This window comes from Oryzifoliimicrobium ureilyticum, assembly GCF_037199735.1.
In the GTDB taxonomy this organism is placed as follows: Bacteria; Pseudomonadota; Alphaproteobacteria; order Rhizobiales; family Rhizobiaceae; genus Rhizobium; species Rhizobium ureilyticus.
Genome location: NZ_JBBBVQ010000001.1, coordinates 631,842 through 649,669, shown reverse-complemented (window position 1 = coordinate 649,669; position 17,828 = coordinate 631,842). Strand labels below are relative to the sequence as shown.

The 17,828-nt window shown below is 55.5% G+C and carries 14 protein-coding genes and 1 tRNA gene; 3 read left to right on the top strand and 12 right to left on the bottom strand.

Features of this window, described 5'->3' with window-relative positions:
* Positions 1-280: 280 nt before the first annotated feature.
* A tRNA-Pro gene (locus tag VQ830_RS03090) sits at positions 281-357 on the bottom strand.
* 237 nt (positions 358-594) lie between these two features.
* On the opposite strand from VQ830_RS03090, the gene VQ830_RS03085 reads away from it, so the two are divergent.
* Positions 595-726, top strand: coding sequence for a hypothetical protein (locus tag VQ830_RS03085; protein WP_337266569.1), 132 nt, complete (start codon positions 595-597; stop codon positions 724-726).
* 276 nt (positions 727-1,002) lie between these two features.
* On the opposite strand, the gene VQ830_RS03080 is transcribed toward VQ830_RS03085, so the two are convergent.
* The 5 genes from VQ830_RS03080 to VQ830_RS03060 all read right to left on the bottom strand — a co-directional run bounded on the left by VQ830_RS03080 (position 1,003) and on the right by VQ830_RS03060 (position 5,552).
* Positions 1,003-2,082 (bottom strand): quaternary amine ABC transporter ATP-binding protein, encoded by a 1,080-nt coding sequence (locus VQ830_RS03080; protein WP_337266568.1) that lies wholly within the window; start codon positions 2,080-2,082, stop codon positions 1,003-1,005.
* A complete protein-coding gene (locus VQ830_RS03075; protein WP_337266567.1) occupies positions 2,075-2,962 on the bottom strand; it encodes an ABC transporter permease in 888 nt (295 codons plus the stop codon). The genes VQ830_RS03080 and VQ830_RS03075 overlap by 8 nt, the downstream gene beginning before the upstream one ends.
* Before the next feature lie 83 nt (positions 2,963-3,045).
* Positions 3,046-4,047: an ABC transporter substrate-binding protein gene (locus VQ830_RS03070; protein ID WP_337266566.1), complete on the bottom strand. Its 1,002-nt coding sequence runs from the start codon at positions 4,045-4,047 to the stop codon at positions 3,046-3,048.
* A gap of 68 nt (positions 4,048-4,115) precedes the next feature.
* The gene (locus tag VQ830_RS03065) at positions 4,116-4,913 is read right to left on the bottom strand and encodes a pyrroline-5-carboxylate reductase family protein (protein ID WP_337266565.1); all 798 of its coding nucleotides are present in this window, start codon (positions 4,911-4,913) and stop codon (positions 4,116-4,118) included.
* A gap of 9 nt (positions 4,914-4,922) precedes the next feature.
* Positions 4,923-5,552 (bottom strand): TetR/AcrR family transcriptional regulator, encoded by a 630-nt coding sequence (locus tag VQ830_RS03060; RefSeq protein WP_337266564.1) that lies wholly within the window; start codon positions 5,550-5,552, stop codon positions 4,923-4,925.
* Positions 5,553-5,694: 142 nt separating this feature from the next.
* Between VQ830_RS03060 and VQ830_RS03055 the strand changes: the two genes are divergently transcribed.
* Positions 5,695-7,731, top strand: coding sequence for an oxidoreductase (locus VQ830_RS03055; RefSeq protein WP_337266563.1), 2,037 nt, complete (start codon positions 5,695-5,697; stop codon positions 7,729-7,731).
* Positions 7,732-7,767: 36 nt separating this feature from the next.
* Here the strand turns inward: VQ830_RS03055 and VQ830_RS03050 are convergent, their stop codons facing one another.
* The 3 genes from VQ830_RS03050 to VQ830_RS03040 are packed head-to-tail and all read right to left on the bottom strand — an operon-like array spanning position 7,768 to position 13,417.
* Positions 7,768-10,104: a tetratricopeptide repeat protein gene (locus VQ830_RS03050; protein WP_337266635.1), complete on the bottom strand. Its 2,337-nt coding sequence runs from the start codon at positions 10,102-10,104 to the stop codon at positions 7,768-7,770.
* Positions 10,101-11,150 carry a family 8 glycosyl hydrolase gene (locus VQ830_RS03045; protein ID WP_337266562.1) on the bottom strand — a complete coding sequence of 350 codons (1,050 nt, stop codon included), beginning with the start codon at positions 11,148-11,150 and terminating at the stop codon, positions 10,101-10,103. The genes VQ830_RS03050 and VQ830_RS03045 overlap by 4 nt, the downstream gene beginning before the upstream one ends.
* Positions 11,147-13,417 (bottom strand): cellulose biosynthesis cyclic di-GMP-binding regulatory protein BcsB, encoded by a 2,271-nt coding sequence (locus VQ830_RS03040; RefSeq protein ID WP_337266634.1) that lies wholly within the window; start codon positions 13,415-13,417, stop codon positions 11,147-11,149. Before VQ830_RS03040 ends, VQ830_RS03045 begins: the two co-directional genes overlap by 4 nt.
* A gap of 20 nt (positions 13,418-13,437) precedes the next feature.
* On the opposite strand from VQ830_RS03040, the gene VQ830_RS03035 reads away from it, so the two are divergent.
* Positions 13,438-13,614 carry a hypothetical protein gene (locus VQ830_RS03035; RefSeq protein WP_337266639.1) on the top strand — a complete coding sequence of 59 codons (177 nt, stop codon included), beginning with the start codon at positions 13,438-13,440 and terminating at the stop codon, positions 13,612-13,614.
* A gap of 114 nt (positions 13,615-13,728) precedes the next feature.
* Here VQ830_RS03035 and bcsA read toward each other — a convergent pair whose 3' ends face one another.
* The 3 genes from bcsA to VQ830_RS03020 form a co-directional block, all read right to left on the bottom strand.
* Positions 13,729-15,915, bottom strand: a complete 2,187-nt coding sequence (bcsA, locus tag VQ830_RS03030; protein WP_337266561.1) for a UDP-forming cellulose synthase catalytic subunit — start codon at positions 15,913-15,915, stop codon at positions 13,729-13,731.
* A 45-nt stretch (positions 15,916-15,960) separates the two neighbouring features.
* On the bottom strand, positions 15,961-16,974 hold the full coding sequence (gene bcsN, locus VQ830_RS03025) for a cellulose biosynthesis protein BcsN (RefSeq protein WP_438617152.1): 1,014 nt from the start codon (positions 16,972-16,974) through the stop codon (positions 15,961-15,963).
* Positions 16,975-17,201: 227 nt separating this feature from the next.
* Positions 17,202-17,747 (bottom strand): MerR family transcriptional regulator, encoded by a 546-nt coding sequence (locus VQ830_RS03020; protein WP_337266560.1) that lies wholly within the window; start codon positions 17,745-17,747, stop codon positions 17,202-17,204.
* Between the last annotated feature and the right edge of the window lie 81 nt (positions 17,748-17,828).

Genomic DNA, 17,828 nt, shown 5'->3' with positions numbered 1-17,828 from the left:
GTTGATGAGGACGAAGAAGTTTCATGCTTCTGCCTTGGTGCAGACATCGCAGAATCTAAACGGTCACATCGTGCGTATGTGCACTATGACTAAGATGCAATGGCTGACATCGTCAACGGCGAGCGCATGCACCACACCTGTTTGACGAAATCCCCCCAGAAATAATTGCCTAATTCACCTCTTTGTCCGCTCGAATTACCTGTCGAAATGAAAGAATCCGGGCAGAGCGACGCAATCAACGCAAATGCGTACCTAATACTGACACAACTCATGAAATAAATGGTCGGGGCGACTGGACTCGAACCAGCGACCCCTTGACCCCCAGTCAAGTGCGCTACCGGGCTGCGCTACGCCCCGACCTGCTTCGTAGCGAGCTCTCAGTAGTCTCTCAGCTCTCACGATGCAAGCCCCTTCAGATCAATTTCTTTCAAAGCTTTAAAAACAAAATCTGGTCTCGATTGCTACGCTTTTTCACCTTCACGAGAGATGTCCCTCATCGCGTCTATGTGATGAAGGATCGTTCATCTGGCGTTCATCTTCGTTGCGAAGACCGAAGGTTGGTGATAAAGTGATTGGCAACGATGGAGATATGAGATGATCAAAACAACCGTCGCAGCCTCTGTGTTTGCTGTTTACGTCTGCGCAATGTTTGCAATCGCCGCTGTGCCGCAACCAATGCAGCAGACCGCCCAACTCGAACGAGTTGCCGTGGTACCAGCGCAATAAGTCGGCATCGAGCAGCATTGGACATTTGCCAAACTGCACGTACGCGCATGGATTTCATGCGAAGAATGTCAGCCGGAGTTTTTGTTTAGCAGCTTTTTCAAGATGTCTGCCCTCCCCGGTTGCCCTCAAGAGACTTTCGCACCTTCACTGATCGCTCGAATAGCAACGTCTTGTCATTAATTTCATCTTTCCTAAGATGGAATGCATCGTAATGACGTGCGCACGTGAATTTGCTTTAGGACGGACAGCCCCATACGCCTCGTTGACTGCTCTTTCTCAGAGCGCAGCCACGAGGTTTGGAGACGGCTTCCCATCTTCGGAATCTGAGTTGACCATCGAACAAGCAAGTTGGCGAAATGTCACGACCCCGACGGGCTGACCACTTGGCGAAACAACGGTAACCTCGCTATCTTCGGCCTTCGACAGCTGGCGAACAGCCTCTTCAACCGTTGAACTCGCCGCAATGGTTAAGCCGCTTGAAGCGTACCCAGTGGTGAGTGGCTGCATAACCGCTTCGACCTGAACTACCCTTCCACGATTGACTTCCTTCACAAAGTTGGCCACGTAGTCATCCGCCGGTCGCAGCACGATATCCTGACTAGTTCCCTGCTGAATGACTTCGCCATCCCGCAGAATTGCGATCTGATCCCCAAGTCTTAATGCCTCATCCAGATCATGGGTGATGAAGACGATGGTCTTTTTGATCTCGCTCTGGATATCGAGCAGTACCGTCTGCATATCGGTACGGATAAGAGGATCGAGAGCCGAGTAAGCCTCGTCCATAAGAAGAACCGGAGCGTCGTTGGACAGCGCCCGTGCAAGACCTACCCGTTGCTGCATGCCACCGGAGAGTTGATTGGGGTATTTCTCATCAAATCCTTTCAAACCGACGCGCTCGATCCAGCGCATAGCAATATCTCTCGCCTTGGTCTTTTCCACACCTTGGACTTCGAGCCCGAACATGGTGTTATCGAGAACGTTACGGTGGGGCAGTAGCGCGAATTTCTGAAATACCATTGCCGTTTGATGCCGGCGGAAATCACGAAGTTCGATCTCGCTCATCTTCACGACGTCCACGCCGTCGACAAGAACCTCGCCCGCCGTCGGATCAATCAGGCGATTGATGTGGCGGATCAAGGTGGACTTTCCTGATCCAGAAAGACCCATGATGACCTGAATGCAGCCGGAGGGAATTTCGATGTTGATGTCCCGTAATCCGAGAACATGCCCATGCAGCCGATTGAGCTCGGTTTTCGACATTCCCTTTTTGACCGCATCGACATGCGCGGCCGCTTGCGAACCGAATATCTTGTAGAGGTGACGGATCTTGATACCACCAAACCGAGCCTCAGCCATGCACGACCTCCCGGTGCTTCTGGAGCCGCTTGCCATAGGCCTGGCTGACTCTGTCAAAGATGATGGCGATGCCTACGATGGCAAGTCCGTTGAAAATACCTAGCGTGAAGTACTGGTTTGCGATGGCTTTCAAAACAGGCTGCCCAAGACCTTGAACGCCAATCATCGACGCGACGACAACCATTGCCAGCGCCATCATGATCGTCTGATTTATCCCGGCCATGATCGTCGGCAAGGCGAGCGGCAACTGAACCTTGAAGAGCTTTTGCGATCTGGAAACACCGAAGGCATCGGCTGCCTCCAAAACATCCTTATCCACCAGGCGTATGCCTAGATCGGTCAATCGGATCATCGGCGGGATTGCATAGATGACGACTGCGATAAGGCCAGGTACCCGGCCGATGCCCAGCAGCATGACAACGGGTATCAGATAGACAAAGCTCGGCATCGTCTGCATCACGTCGAGGATCGGATGAATGATGCGCTGAACTCTGTCCGAGCGCGCCATAAGAATTCCCGTGGGCAGGCCGATCGCGATCGATAAAACAGTGCTCACAAATATCATCGCAATGGTGCTCATCGTGTCGGTCCACATATCGAAGAACCCGATCAGGAGCAGCGTCACGAGGCAGCTGAGGACGATCTTCATGCTCCGGCTGGCAAACCAGGCGATCGCGAGGATAATGATCGTGATGATAGGCCATGGCGTCTGGGTCATGAACCGGTCAACGGCAATGAGAAACTGCTGTAGCGGAGAGAACAGGCCCTCGATGGCGTCTCCATATCCGCGTGTGAAACCCCGAAAGCCGTCATCGATCGCTTTCTTAAGGTTTCTGAGATTGTCGTCACTCAAATGCGGGAATTTATAAAACCACTCCATGCGGTTCCCCTTCGCTGAAAGAGCCGTCACAAGCCTTTATTGTTCATGAGGGGCGACGCGTAGCAACGCGTCGCCTTGAGCAATCAAAGCGAAGCTTCGATCTTCTTTGCAGCGTCTTCAGAGACCCACTTGGACCACAGATCCTTATTTTCCTTTAGGAAGTGCTTCGCTCCATCTTCGCCGCTGGCCTGGTTGTCTGTCATCCAAGCCATCAGCTTGTTGACTGTGTCGTTGCTCCAGGAGCGTTTTTGAAGATAAGCCATTACCTCGGGACCGGCCTTTTCGGAGAAAGGTTTAGCAACGAGCGTAACGATCGTATCCTTTGGCCAGGCAGCTGGCTTCGGATCGGAACAGTCGGCGACCGTAATGCAGCGCTTCCATTCAGTCGGGTTGGCCGCAACGCCTTCATCCAGTTTTACCATCTGATATTTGCCAAGCAGCGCTGTCGGTGCCCAATAGTATCCAACCCAAGGCGCCTTGCGCTCGTTCGCCTTGGCAATCGACCCATCGAGGCCGGCCGATGAGCCCGTGTCGACGAGAGTAAATCCGGCTTTTTCACCACCAAAGGCTTTGAAAAGTTGGGCGGTTACAACAGTACCGCCCCAGCCTTGTGGGCCGTTATAGACCGCCCCTTTCGAGCTATCCTCTGGGTTCGGGAACAGCTCAGGATGCTTGAACATGTCCGGGATCGTCTTGATGTCGGGGTGAGCATCGGCGACATATTTCGGGATCCACCAGCCCTGAACGCCGCCATCGGGCAGCGGCGAACCGACCTTTATGATGCGGCCCTCATCCGTTCCCTTCTTCACCACGTCTGGCAGAAGGTCGATCCAGGCTTCTGGGGCGATATCCGGCTTGCCCTTTTCAGCCATGGACGTGATCGTGGGGACGGTATCCCCAATGGTGATTTCAGCGTCGCAACCATAGCCCTCGTTGAGAATGATCTTGTCGAGGTTCGATAAAACTTCAGCGCTTTGCCAGTTCATGCTTGCGATGGTGACGGAACCGCAAGATGCCGCGTTCGCAGATGACATCACTCCCATTAGTCCTGCAGCTAGACACGTTGTTGCAAGAAGCATTTTCATTTTCGTTTCCCTCTTTTTAGCGGCTGCGATCAACGAGCGGGATGCCGCAGGCCCGCCCTCCCCGGTTGTCAGGAAGCATCTCCCATTCTTACCGATTTCTCGAATGCGGCAGTGAGACCGCTCGCGACGGCATCGTGAAAATATGCGTCACGCATTGTAATGATGCCCGCGGCCGTCGTCCCGTCATAATCGACAAAGGTTTTAACGACCTCGTCAGGACTATAATCATGCCTTTCGAAAAGCCGGCCCGTTCCCTTGAGTAGGTTGACGACTGCGCGGCGCGCAACCTCATCGCTTAGCCCGAAGGCTTTGGCATGCTGCATCATCGCCGATGCAAGAAGCGCTGGAAAGGCCGGACCGGAGCCGCTGAGCCCGGTCAGATAGTCGATCTGCCGATCGCTTTCGACTTCGTCCTCGTGTCCGCAGGCTTTGAAAATGGAGCGAACAACGAAGCGATCGGCTTTATTCACGGCGTGCGAGGCAATCCACGGCGTGTAAGACAGGCCGATTTCCGCGGCCGCATTGGGGAGCGCACGGACGACACGATCCGTTTTGTGCTGCTTCGAGAGCGTGTCGAGCGAAATGCCCGCCATAACCGAAATGACAAGCTTCCCCTTCATATCCACTTTGATCGCGTGCCAATCCTGCGGACGAACCGAAAGGAGTATGACATCTGATCTGTCTGCAAGCTCCTGATTATCCTGCGTCCAAAAGCAACCATCAAAGCCGTCCGCTCTCTGTCGACGATAGGATAAGCTTACATGGGTCGGTGACACTACGCCTGCAGAAATCACGGCGCTTGTCAGAGCTTTACCGAGCCAGCCGGCTCCACCAATCACGCCTATCCGCAAGACGCCGTCGACCATCAACTCCCCCTAGCCCGGCCTATAGCCATGTCGGGCAAAAAAACGATCCAACTCACGCTGCTGCGGTGTTTCACCTGTGTAGATGGCGATGTAGTCGGGTATGCGCTTCATACGCACATCGAGCGTCTCGGTGGACTGCATCGATATATAACCAATTTGCACGAGGTAGGTGGTTCGAGCTCTCACATCTGCAGAGGTTTCACAGACTTGGAAGCGTCGAAACATGGCAGCAATAGCGTCCATGCGAGTTTGATCAGCCTTACGAACCTCCTCCAGAATTTCTTCAGACTGAAGCGCCCAACTTCTGACAGCGAACTCGAACTTGCTGTCGAAAAGGTTTTGGTCCAGCCAGCAGTCAAAGACGTTCAGCATCGCCTCGACAAGCGTTTCGGCGTAAGCCGTGGCCTGTTTGACTATCCCTCCGGTATTTTTGTCCCGCCAGCGACATAGGAGCGCCGCAAGCAACTCCTCACGATCCTTAAAGAACCAATAGAAACTTGTTCTGGAGAGATTGAGCTTCTTAGCAAGGGGCAAGATCTTCACAGCGTCCACGCCGGACTCAAGCAGGGATTCATAGGCTGCTTCCAGCCATCCCTCCTGCGAACCGCGCCATCCGCTGTCGTGCAATGTTTGATCCATGAGGTAGTGCTAGCAAAAGCGAAACATCAGTTCAATAATTATGTACATTCATGTCAAATAAAATGACGTTTGTGTTTGTTAGATTGACACAGATGTACATTTCCTTTTACCGTGCCGATAATTCTCGTTTCGGAGCCGGCACATGTCGAACGATCCTCTTCTTCAGCCCTTTCAACTCAAGCATCTCACCCTTCGCAATCGCATCATCGTAACGTCGCATGAGCCAGCCTACCCGGAAGATGGAATGCCCAAGCAACGTTATCGTGCCTATACGGTGGAACGTGCGAAAGGTGGTGTGGCCCTTACGATGACGGCCGGATCCGCGGCGGTGTCCAAGGACAGTCCGCCAGTTTTCAATAACCTGCTCGCCTACAAGGATGAAATCGTACCTTGGATCCGGGAAATGACCGACGCCGTGCACGAGCATGGTTCTGCGATCATGATACAGCTGACCCACCTCGGTCGACGTACTCGATGGGATAAGGGTGACTGGCTTCCTGTGGTTTCACCCTCGCATCAGCGCGAAGCGGCACATCGAGCGTTTCCCAAGAAAGTCGAAGATTGGGATATCGAGCGGATCATCAAGGATTTTGCCGACGCTGCGGAGCGCATGAAGGCCGGCGGCATGGATGGGATCGAGCTTGAAGCCTATGGGCATCTTCTTGACCAGTTCATATCGCCGGCTACGAACGAACTCGACGGCGCCTACGGCGGCTCCCTCGACAACCGAATGCGTTTTTGCTTCAACGTTCTCACCGCCATTCGCGAACGCGTCGGAAACGACTTTATCGTTGGCATCCGCTATACTGCAGATGAATGTCTGCCCGGCGGCACCGACCGCGAAGAAGGATTTGAGGTCTCAAGGAGGCTCAAGAACAGCGGCCTCATTGATTACCTCAACGTCATCCGCGGGCACATCGACACCGATCCAGGTCTCACCGACGTCATTCCAATCCAGGGAATGGCGAACTCGCCGCATCTCGATTTTGCCGGCGAGATCCGCTCAGCGACAAACTTCCCGACCTTCCATGCCGCGAAAATTCCCGACGTTGCAACCGCACGCTACGCAATTGCATCCGGGAAAGTCGACATGGTCGGTATGACCCGTGCCCACATGACCGACCCCCATATCGTGCGGAAGATCATTGAAAAGCGCGAGGATGATATCAGGCCATGCGTTGGCGCGAATTATTGCCTCGACCGCATTTATCAAGGGGGCATGGCCTTCTGTATCCATAACGCAGCCACAGGCCGTGAGGAGACGATGCCGCATGTCATTGCGAAGTCCCCTCAAAAGAAGAAAATCGTTATCGTGGGAGCCGGACCAGCCGGTCTTGAAGCAGCGCGGGTTTGTGCAGAGCGCGGTCACGAGGTCACTGTGTTCGAAGCTGCAAACAATCCTGGCGGGCAGATCAGGCTGACGGCGCAAAGCAAGAGGCGCCGCGAAATGATCAGCATCATAGACTGGCGCATGAGCCAGTGCGAGAAAAACGGCGTCACGTTCCATTTCAACACTTGGGCAGAGCAGGAAACGATCATTGCATTAGACCCGGACGTCGTGATCATCGCGACTGGTGGCCTTCCACACACTAACGTCCTCACTCAAGGCAATGATCTGATGGTTTCCTCCTGGGACATCATTTCCGGCGATGTCAAACCGGGATCGAACGTGCTCGTTTTCGACGACGCCGGCGATCATGCAGGCCTTCAGGCGGCAGAAGTCCTGGCCAAAGCCGGCGCCAAGGTTGAGATTATGACGCCCGATCGGTCATTTGCGCCGGAGGTCATGGCAATGAACCTCGTGCCGTATATGCGCTCATTGCAAAAGCTCGATGTTACGTTCACGGTGACCTTTCGGCTGCAATCTGCGGAAAGGCGCGGTAACCAGCTGGTTGCAAAAGTCGGCAGCGATTACGGGGCTGTCGAGAAGGAGCGGATCGTCGACCAGATCGTCGTGAACCATGGGACAATCCCGCTGGATGAACTTTACTTTGAGCTCAAGCCACTCTCGAAAAATCTCGGTGAAACGTCCTATGATCAGCTTTTGGCCGGCGAACCTCAAACCGTCGTGCGCAACCCCCAGGGACAATTTCAGCTGTTTCGCATCGGCGACGCCATCGCCGCCCGCAACACGCATGCCGCCATTTATGACGGCCTTCGTATTGCCAAGGATATTTGAACGCTCTTCGATCTGGCTCGCTTCGAGCCAGATCGGCTAGTTTGTCTTGTCCGGATAAAGAGCTGCCCGAATGTCGGCTATGCCGCGATTGGCATCCTTGTTTCCTGTCGCAGCGGCCGTTTCGAAAACACGCAACGCGTCGTCATACATCTTCAAATTATAATAGGAATAGCCACGCAGCACCAAGAGATCGGTCGTCTCCTGCTTCAGCTGAGCCCTCTGATCAAGATAAACAAGTGCTTCGCGATAGCGTTTTGCCCGGAACGCGGTAACCGCCCGGTCCGAGAGGATCGCAACCTGCAACTCCATCGCACGCTCACGCCGCTGTGGCGCTTTGGTCGCTGCCACGGCGGCGTTATTCGACAAACCTGCCCGCAGATACGCCAGGCTCTGCCCGTAGGCAGCATCTTCACGGTCCTGCCTGCTCTGGCTTGAAAGCGCGGCTTCAAATGCGGCAACGGCTTCCATAGGACGGTTGAGGTTCATCAGGCACCAACCTCTCGAAAGCGCTGCCGATGGCGACAGTGTCGAAACGTCCACTGTGGCAGTGCATCCTGCAGTGTCCTGTCTGCCGCCTCTTTGAACTGCCATGCTCCGCATCTCGCTCGCATACGTTGCGTTGGACTGCTGCGCAGACGGCTGGCGGGGAGCTTCTAAGGTAGAAGCTGCTACCTGTGGCGCAACATTTCGAAGCCCCGCTGATGGCGCAAGATTCGGCTGTGGCTGACCATTCGGATTTGGTCTTACGGTCTCGCCCAAGGTCTCTATTCTCGCCGACCGCCCGGCCCAGGCGCGCTGCAGCTCTGCCAATCCGCGTTGATCGTTGAGCTGGCTGCGCGTCAAGGCTAAACCATAGGCAGAAGGCTCGTCGTCGGCCTTCCAGGAAAGCGCAGCTTCGAACCAGTGCGCGGCTGTCTGTGGCTGATTGAGGATGCGCGAATACCAGCCGAACTGCTGAGCAGCCGCCACATTTTTCTGCCGAACCGTTTCGGCTGCCATCCGAGCCAGTACATCCTCTTTCAAGTCGGCGGGGGGCTGCTGCGCAAGCAGATTTGCGACGGCCGCAAGGTAAGTGGCCATTGCCTCGTCGGAATCCTCCCGCCATTTATACATGACGTCTTCGGCTTCCTGAGGTTTCTTCTCTTCAATCAAGACCAGCGAAAGGCCTTGAGAAGCGAACGCAGAATCCTGCTTCGCACGGGCCGCCCTGAACCATTCTTCCGCTGCGGCGGTGTCTTGGCGACGGTAGTTGTACCAGCCAAGAAGAAGCGCGTCCGAAGCCTGGCCCTGCGCTCGTGCAACCGTCTCGAGCCGCTGAACGTAATCTTGTGAAATCTGAAGCTTTGTATCCTCATTGGCTTCAGCGACAAAACGTCTTGCGAGATCGTCCCGAAGGGACCCAAACTCGCCTTTCCCATTGGCATCCTTCTTTTCGAAGGCAAGAAGACGCTGCATCGTCGAGTAGGATGTGAGCCCCGCAGCCTTCTGGATGGTCGCCAACCTTTGTTGGGGGTCGGAGCAATTTTTCAGGATGTATGAATAGGCGTCGGCAGCGCGCTCTTCGCGTTCGGTTTTGGCAAACGCCTCGGCGACGCGCCATAGGACATCCAGATCCGCGCAAGTAAGGAGGCTTGGCGCTGAGGCACCGATGCCGATAACCGTCTCATACTGCTTCAGATCGGAGGCATTGACCAACCTTTGTCGCGCCTCGGCAATATCGAGACGTTCCAAAAGATCGGCAGGTGGAGCCCAAGCAGGATCGGCCGTTCGGCGGTCTGCGATAGCCTTGCGAAGCTCGGCATAACGTCCGTCTGCATAAAGGCGCCACATCGCCTCCAGCTGCGGATCTCCGTTTTGTGGTACGGCAAGGGGATCGGCAGGCGGCACCCAATTCGGATAAAGCGCTTGCAACCTTGAGATTTCGGCCTGAAGGCGTGCCTTGTCGCCTTTACTTGCAAAGTAACGGAGCGCGCTCTCATCGACCTCTTGTTGGCTTGACGGAACCGGCTGCTGAGCGGGTTGTTGCGTTGCCTGAGCCTGTTGCTGCTGGCTTTGTTGCTGCTCGACGGGTGGCGGCGTTTCGCTCTTGGGAGCCGCGCTTTTTGTTGCCTCGGTCTTTTGTGCCTCGGTCCCCTGCACGTCGGTCGGCGCAGGTGCCTGCGTTGCCTCTCGCACCTTCGCCGCCATAGTGTCCATCTGATCCCCCGATGAGACGGACTGGCCGTTCGGCTCCTGCAGCCGTCCCATCATCATGACCTGGGCTGGCTCTTCTCCGAGGCCAAGTCTCGATCGCAAGGCGGACCGATCCTTAAGCCCGGTGATGAGCAAGGCTACAACAGCGGCTGCGGCGACCGCGACAAGGGTTGGCTTCACAGACACTCTGGATGTCTCTCCATTGCGTAAGACAGCCCCAAAAGCTGAAGTGTTGACGGATAGTAGTATGCTGGCGCGAATCGGCGTACCGAATCTGACAGTTTCGTCTTGTGAAGTACACAAGCGAGAAGATCGCCGACGATCTGATAACCTGGATCAGGCAATGGCTCTTTGACTTTGCCACTCATCAAATCGAAGATTGCCGGTGTGCCGTCGCCGGCAATCATTGCAGTCCTAAGGCGCTCAAGGAGTGCAGCATCGGTCACGCCACCCCGAATGAGGTAAAGCGGGATGCGAATGGCGTTGTAGCCAAACTCGACGTCGAAGCCCGTTGCCGGTGCCGGTACGCGCACGACGCTCAGCCACTCCGGCGGGAGCTTGCGTGGCCCGAACTGGGCATCGTCGGTAAGATCCAACCCATCGGCTGCCAGCTTGTCCCACGAGTCAGAGGGCGCAAGCGCCTTCATGACAGGAAGAGCCTCATAGATCCAATAAGACAAGTTCACGACGGGTCCATCCTTCCGGTCGGAGGATGTAAAACCCTGTGTGCCGGGAAGAAGCAGCGTGCGCCCGCCGACGGTCACAACGGTTTCTGACAGGATCGACTTCGCCATTTTCTGCGCGACTGCCAGATAGTCATTCCGGCTCCAGCTAGAACCCGCGAGCGCGAGCGCATAGGCAATCAAGAGATCGCCATCGGTGGCATTGTTCGAGTCTTTCACATGGGGTGTTTCAGACGGGTCCCACTTCCATACCGCAAGACCATCATCTCTCAACAACAATTCCGTCCTGGTGAAATACCAGATTTGCTCGAAGTCAGACGGGCTATCGGCAAGATAAGCGAGCAACAAGCCATAGCCCTGCCCTTCGCTGTGGCTGATGTTTCCGTTGCCGTTATCGATAATTCGCCCGCTCGGATCGAGAAATTTCTCTTTATACGCCGCCCAAAATTGCGGATCGACCGAGCCGGCAGCACCCGCCGTCTGAGGCAGGCATATCAGAGTGATTGCCGCAAACAGCAGGCCGAAACAGGACCAAATCCTCATTTACGCCGTCCAAGGTTGGAGAGCATAATGGAAGCTGCAATTCCCGTTAAAACAGAGAAAATTACGAACAAAAGAGCATAGGTCAGGATGTTTGCGGACAGCCAGTTTGCCAAAATCAGCCGATAATTCGTGATGGACCACGGAACAGTCGGAACGAAATCGAATGTTGCTACCGGCCTGGTCTCTATTTTTCCGGTTTTTTCTGCGTAGGTTACGACACGCCCGGCAACCTCATTCCAATTTTGCTCCGTAGTGAGCCTTTGTACACCTTCTCGAAGGCTTGGCAGAGCGGGCGCGGTCACGAGCGTCCAGGTGCCGGTACCAGCCGGGCTCGATCCCTGCGCCAACATGAAACTTGCCGCATTCGAAGGCGTGACAACCTCCTCCTTCGACGGAAGAAAATGCAGAGATCCCAAGGAGATATCGAAATTTCTTCGTAACCAGTCTTCGAAGGCGGTTACTTGCCCTTGCCAGATTCCAGCGCTGACTTTCGAGCGCCATTCTTCAAAGGTCGCTNTGACAACCTCCTCCTTCGACGGAAGAAAATGCAGAGATCCCAAGGAGATATCGAAATTTCTTCGTAACCAGTCTTCGAAGGCGGTTACTTGCCCTTGCCAGATTCCAGCGCTGACTTTCGAGCGCCATTCTTCAAAGGTCGCTGCCGTATTCGATTGTGCATCGGCGACCGCTGCGGGTCGCCAGGACGCCTGAGCCGCTGGTGAAATGTTGAGTTGAGACAGAACAGTCGCCGGTATTTGCGCAATCGAGCCCAGGAATATCGCGTTGCGATCGCCGATGGCTGCCGGAGAACTGACGATATCCACGGGAACCAAGCGCCCGGAAGCAGATGCCATTTCTGCGAACATCGTCGCTGCCGCCGATAGAACATCAGGATCGACGCGCTCGAAGTATATCGACACAGGCGTCCTGGCTTGTCCGTACGGATAACCCGTACCCGCAAATGCAGCGAGGTTAGGCCGCTGCGCTATCCGGGCAAAATCGGGAACAGCCAATTCGGTGGTATCGAACAAGACAAAGCGCGGCTGCGGCAAAGCGGTGGCGCCTGGAGCGCAAACCTTGTCTTCTGCGGTGAGAAGCACTGCTTCCATCGACATCACGTTGAGGCCGGGCTTTATGTGCCGCATCGTGACGCGAATTGGCAAATGTCGAAGGATACCGCCATCATTGGAGGTGATAGGCACCGTGGAGGCGATGTTGCCGTTGACATAAACATCAATGTGGCTGCCCGGCTGCACCTTTTCAGTATAGGCGGCGTCCAGCAGGATGGTCATCTCGCCATAGCTGTTGGCATAAAAATCAGCGGGAACGGCGATGTTGAAGTTCGTGCGGAAGCGACGACCCGCAAACTCTCTTGTTGTCACGCCGAGCTCGGCTAAGGACACTCTGTTTGCCGAGAAGATCAGCGGTACATCTGGCGCCGACCAACGCTGCGTGGAAAGAACTGTTCGCCGGTTATCCAAAGGCCGGTCTGCCGGACCGACAATGCCTTCGATTGCGGCGCTGACAGCGTCCCATGTCGGGCCACTGATCAGAAGGATCGCCCCGTTCCCCTTGGGGTCACTGACAAAGGAAGCGAAGCTGCCGCTGCGCGCTCCTGCTGGTATGTTCGGCAGAAAAGGCTGCACTTCGTCCACCGTGCCCACGAGAATGACCATTCTGCCGGGAGCGGCGGATGGAAGGGAGGATGAGCCGAACGAGAAGTTTTCGTTCGGCATTCCGCTGAGAAGCGACAGTCCCTGGCTTAGACGCAGCAGGGGTTTGACGGTCGCGGGCTGCTCAAGCGCCGGCACCAGAAAGGAAAAGCCAGTCGCACCGGTCGTATCGACACCGATAGCCTTAATAGCGTCCGTGCTCGACCAACGCGCCGCATTGGCATTTGAGAAACTGAGGAATGTTTGGGAGGGATCGATGGTCGTCCAAAGATCATAGGTCGACTGGATCGTGCAATCCGTTCGATGTCGCTGATTGACCTCGAAAGCGATCAGATTGACACCCGACTGCAGCAGCCCGCGTGGCAGGTCGAAATGAACGGGCGTTATGCCATCAGGCGATGATACGCGCTGCTGTGCGATCTGCCGGTTGTTGATGAAGACGGTAATCTGCGAGGCCTCTGGCGCAACCACGATGGCATTTTGATATGCGAAGTTCAAGACTGCTTGCGAACGCGCCTCTTCCGGCGTCAGATAAATGGTCCATTGTCGACGATCGAACTCGCCCGCAAGCTCCAGTTTGCTTGAAGGCACGATGTATCTCTTTACAGGCTCCGATGCATTTTCCTTCGGGGCGCTGGGCGCTTGCGCCGTCTTCGGAGCCGCATTTTGAGGCGCTTGCGTCGGTGGAGGCGCGGCAGGCGATTGTGGCTGGACCGGCGCGACTGGCTTCGGCGGCGCTGTGGGCACGGCCGCTTGAGGAGCGGCCTGCGGCAAAGCAAGAGGTGGAATGACTGGCCCAGGTTGTGCTGTTTGATCCGCCGGCTTTTCGTTCGACATGTCAAAAGGCATGTTTTGTGCGAAGACTGGCGCACCTAACAAGAAAAAGGCAAAAGCAAAGACTTGTCTCATATTCTGCTCGCTTTGGACGCCTCGCCTTCTGGCTCGCCCTTGATGTCGCGGAAGAAATAAACAAGGCCGCGGCTGGTCTGAAACAGAGAAAGGCCGATAAACCAAATCGTGCCTCTGATGATACCCGGATTTCGCCGACGCCCTTCTTGAAACTGCGTCCACTGAGCCGAATTTGCGAAGATAAGATCTGCAATCAGGCGGTGATCTGCCGCATTCTTGGGCCTATATTGGCATCCGACCATCGTCAGATCGCCTTCGATCTCGGCGTTTCGCACCGTGAGCGGAAGGCTTTCCAGCTCCGCGCCGCTATAGGGCCTGAAGCGAATTTCGCCTTCCATTCCCGCTACTAGCTGATCGATGCCTTTGCTGAAAACATGCAGGCGCGCCCCGCGAACCGAAACGTCTTCGATGGAAGCGGCATACCAGCTGCCGTTGATTCCAAACTCGCAACGCCTGTTGACGCGAACGCGGCGAGACGAAGCTCGCTCTCCTCTTTCCGATACGACGCCGAGAGCGCAGCCTGCCATAATGAGATTGATCAGGTTCCACGCGCCGACCACCAGCGTTACATCGGCTTTATAGGGTTCGGCATAGATCCGATAAATCGTGACGATAAGCGCCGCGATCTGCACCGCGAAGATCACGAAGAATGGCCGACTGATTTCAGACAGACGGCTTGTTGCGATCGACTCGTCCTTTGCCGTTACTTTAAATGTCGGCTTTCGCGGATTGAGAATGACCGAAATCACCGCCGGCAACAGATGCACGGTTTGTACATATTCATAAAGCTCTGAAATCCACGGCCAGCGGAACGACCCGTAGAGGTAGTTCTGCATCATCAGATTGACCATCATGTAGGCCAACGTGTAGGCGAGGAACTCACCGCCCGACGCTGTAAAGATTTCGAGATCGAAAAACAGGTAGAAGAGCGGCGCAAAAAGGAAAATGACGCGAGGAAACGGGAACAGCCAGAACAGCGTCGATGACATGTAGCAAAGACGTTGAGGCATGGATAATCCACGCCGGAAGAGCGGAAAGCGAAAACGCAAGATCTGCATCATGCCTTGCGCCCAGCGGCTCCGCTGACCGATAAAGCTTGCAAAGGTAGCAGGCTGCAAGCCGGCGATCAGTGGCTTGTCGACATAGATGCTGTTCCAGCCGGTACTGTGCAAAGCAAGCGCCGTTTCGCAATCCTCGGTGATGCTGACGCCGCTAAATCCGTTTTGGCTTTGAAGCGCTCTGCGGCTCAAAACCGCGGCCGAACCACAGAAGAACGAGGCATTCCACTTATCCAGGCCGCGCTGGATAATCCCGTAAAACATTTCGTTTTCGCTCGGCATGCGATCGAATGTTTGAAGGTTGCGCTCAAGGGGATCGGGATTGATGAAGAAGTGAGGCGTTTGAACGAGGAAAAGCTTTGGATCGTCCTCGAAGTATCCGACGGTTTCGAGCAGAAAATCACGCGCTGGCGCGTGATCGGCATCGAAGACCGCGATGAGTTCGCCACTCGAATGTCGCATGCCATTGTTGAGGTTGCCTGCCTTCGCATGCTCGTTGCGATCTCGCGTCAGATAGTTGACGTCGAGCTCTTCGCACAGGCGTTTGAGTTCGGCGTGCCGAGCGATCGCCGTCTGCGCCTCAAGCAGTTTTGTTGAATTGCGCTTTTGGGTGGTACCGCCATCATCGAGCAGCCAGACATGCAACTTGTCGACTGGATAGTCCATGGCCTTGGCAGCCGCCAGTGTATTGGCGAGCAGTTCGGCATCCTCATTATAGGACGGAACAAAAACGTCCACATGTGGGAACACCTCGAGCCGGGTGGCGCGCGAGGGGCGCGGCGGCAACGGCATAGCGACGATGAACAGGCTGAGCGCCAGCATCGCCACGTTGTACATTTCGGCGAGATAAAGAAGCAGGCCGGGAATGAAGTTTTCGGGTTGGTTCAGCGGCGGAAGCGTGTTGGCGGTTCGCCAGTAGACGTAGCGCAGGACGATCGACGTACCGAATGCAAGTGCGATCAAACGCCAGCTTCCCTCGCGCTTGAAAAACTTGATCAGCGCCATCAGAACGACGACGGAGGCGCTGGTCACAAGCTGACTTTGCAAATTAACCGGAAGAGTAATCAGCGCGATGATGCATAGCGTGACGATTGCCCAGATCAAGACGCTTCTTATTCTCTTCATCGGCATTCCTTCGTATCTTCAACGCTGCCCTGAACTGACAATAGGTTATTTTGCGCAAGCTGTCCCTTGAGCACCGCCCCCCTGGCAAAATGGCGAAGGAACGGTGACGGGGGCTGGGGCTGGGGCTGGGGCTGCGCTTTGCATGTTTTTCGCTGGAGGAACCGCGGGAGTGGCTTGAGGCGCGGGCGCTGCAGAGCTCGAGCCAGCATCAAGGTTGGGCAAGGGAACCCTCGGGCCGATTGGCGCAGGCAATGCAGCCGGCTGTGGCGCAGCGGCGCGAACAGGCGAACGCCTCACCGATCCAGAAGGCGGGGCGCTGCGCATCACCGGTGGCGGCTCATAGCCGATCGGCATCTTATAAGCTCGATAACCACCCTCGTCCGGATAGATGGGAGCGCCACTTTGTCCGAGACTGGTGGCAGCGCCTGGCGCGGGACCAAGCGGGTTCCAGATCTCACCGACCAAGGTTCCTGTTATGGTATACCCATAAAACACACCGAGAAGCTGCCGCTCCGATGCATGCGCATCGCAAAGCCGCAGACGGACCTGGATCATGCCGAGATATCGTGCCGTTGTTTCAGCCGAACGATTTCCTCGAAGCTGCTGCCAAGCGTAAATACAGGTGTCGCCCGTTGCACTGCGTCCCGATGCATAAGCAAAAGGCCCGTAGCTGTTTTGCAAAACAGTTCCTACCCGCGCCATTCGAACGCCCGGCACAGCGCGGAAGGCTTCGCGTATCACGCCTACTTCGTTGATTTGCCGATATTGCGCAGCGCCTGACCCTGCACTTCCTCCAGGCGCGCCAAAAAACTGGATTTTCAGGAAATTCTGTCCGGACACGGACGAGGAGGTGAAAAGCGAAATGTTCTGCTCTACGCCGTTGCTGTGTTTTGTTTCCACAACACCCACGATCGCCGGTCCACCTGGGGGCGGCAGGGCAAGAGCCCTTTCAGACGCCACGGTCTCAGGCCCGGAAGGCTGACTGACACCTCCCGTTGACGTACACCCGCAAAGCAGCGTCGCCACCGCGACGCAGACGATCGGATACATTGTCTGTATCGAAAAAATACGAGTCACGCCCTGACCTCGATGTCCCCTCTTCCGCACAGCCAAGCGAATCAAACACTCGGCTGCATATCGGCCTTAACATGCCGGATTCAGAGAAGGAACGTGCGAAGATGAGACACGAAACAATTATTCCGTGGTCGCTCCCAAAAATTCACGCGAAAAGTGTATTCAGTCAGAAATGGCTCGTATTTGACTTCAGGAAACCGAACTCGAATGGTCTATCGGACCTGGTCGAGAAGCCTCTTGCACTCAAGAAGATCATAAAGTGCCTCTTGAAGCAGAGCGCGATCTTCCTTGCCGACGTTGGACTTTCCGATTGAGACCTCGAGTTGATCGTCTTCACCGCTGACAAAGTTGAAAAAACGCCGCGTCATCGGCGGCTTAGCACGCCCGACAACCTGATCTTCTTCAGACAAAGCCAAACGCGGCTCGCCTGCAGGCTCGTTGTCTTTGGAACCGCTTGACGCAAGCGCTTGAACGCTTGCCAGATCGCCTTGGCCGATCGAAATCACGAACTTGTTGCCATTGGTCTTCAATAGCTTCTGCACACCACGGATCGTATAGCCATGGTCATAGAGCAGATGGCGGATGCCTTTCAAAAGATCGACATCGTCGGGGCGATAATACCGCCGTCCGCCGCCACGCTTCATCGGCTTGATCTGCGGAAAACGCGTCTCCCAGAACCGAAGGACGTGCTGGGGGAGATCAAGGTCTTCAGCAACTTCACTGATCGTTCGAAAAGCGTCCGGGCTCTTATCCAACACACAACTCCACAGTGTGGCCGCATCGCCTGCAGCCGACTCGTTGTTATCTCAACGGTTTAAGCTTCTGAATTCAAGTGGTTC

Coding starts and splice junctions, on each gene's coding strand:
- VQ830_RS03070 (WP_337266566.1), bottom strand. CDS start 4,047: ATGAAAATGCTTCTTGCAACAACGTGTCTAGCTGCAGGACTAATGGGA.
- VQ830_RS03035 (WP_337266639.1), top strand. CDS start 13,438: ATGCATTTTCCTTCGGGGCGCTGGGCGCTTGCGCCGTCTTCGGAGCCG.
- bcsA (WP_337266561.1), bottom strand. CDS start 15,915: ATGAAGAGAATAAGAAGCGTCTTGATCTGGGCAATCGTCACGCTATGC.
- VQ830_RS03075 (WP_337266567.1), bottom strand. CDS start 2,962: ATGGAGTGGTTTTATAAATTCCCGCATTTGAGTGACGACAATCTCAGA.
- VQ830_RS03055 (WP_337266563.1), top strand. CDS start 5,695: ATGTCGAACGATCCTCTTCTTCAGCCCTTTCAACTCAAGCATCTCACC.
- VQ830_RS03085 (WP_337266569.1), top strand. CDS start 595: ATGATCAAAACAACCGTCGCAGCCTCTGTGTTTGCTGTTTACGTCTGC.
- VQ830_RS03065 (WP_337266565.1), bottom strand. CDS start 4,913: ATGGTCGACGGCGTCTTGCGGATAGGCGTGATTGGTGGAGCCGGCTGG.
- VQ830_RS03045 (WP_337266562.1), bottom strand. CDS start 11,150: ATGAGGATTTGGTCCTGTTTCGGCCTGCTGTTTGCGGCAATCACTCTG.
- VQ830_RS03060 (WP_337266564.1), bottom strand. CDS start 5,552: ATGGATCAAACATTGCACGACAGCGGATGGCGCGGTTCGCAGGAGGGA.
- VQ830_RS03080 (WP_337266568.1), bottom strand. CDS start 2,082: ATGGCTGAGGCTCGGTTTGGTGGTATCAAGATCCGTCACCTCTACAAG.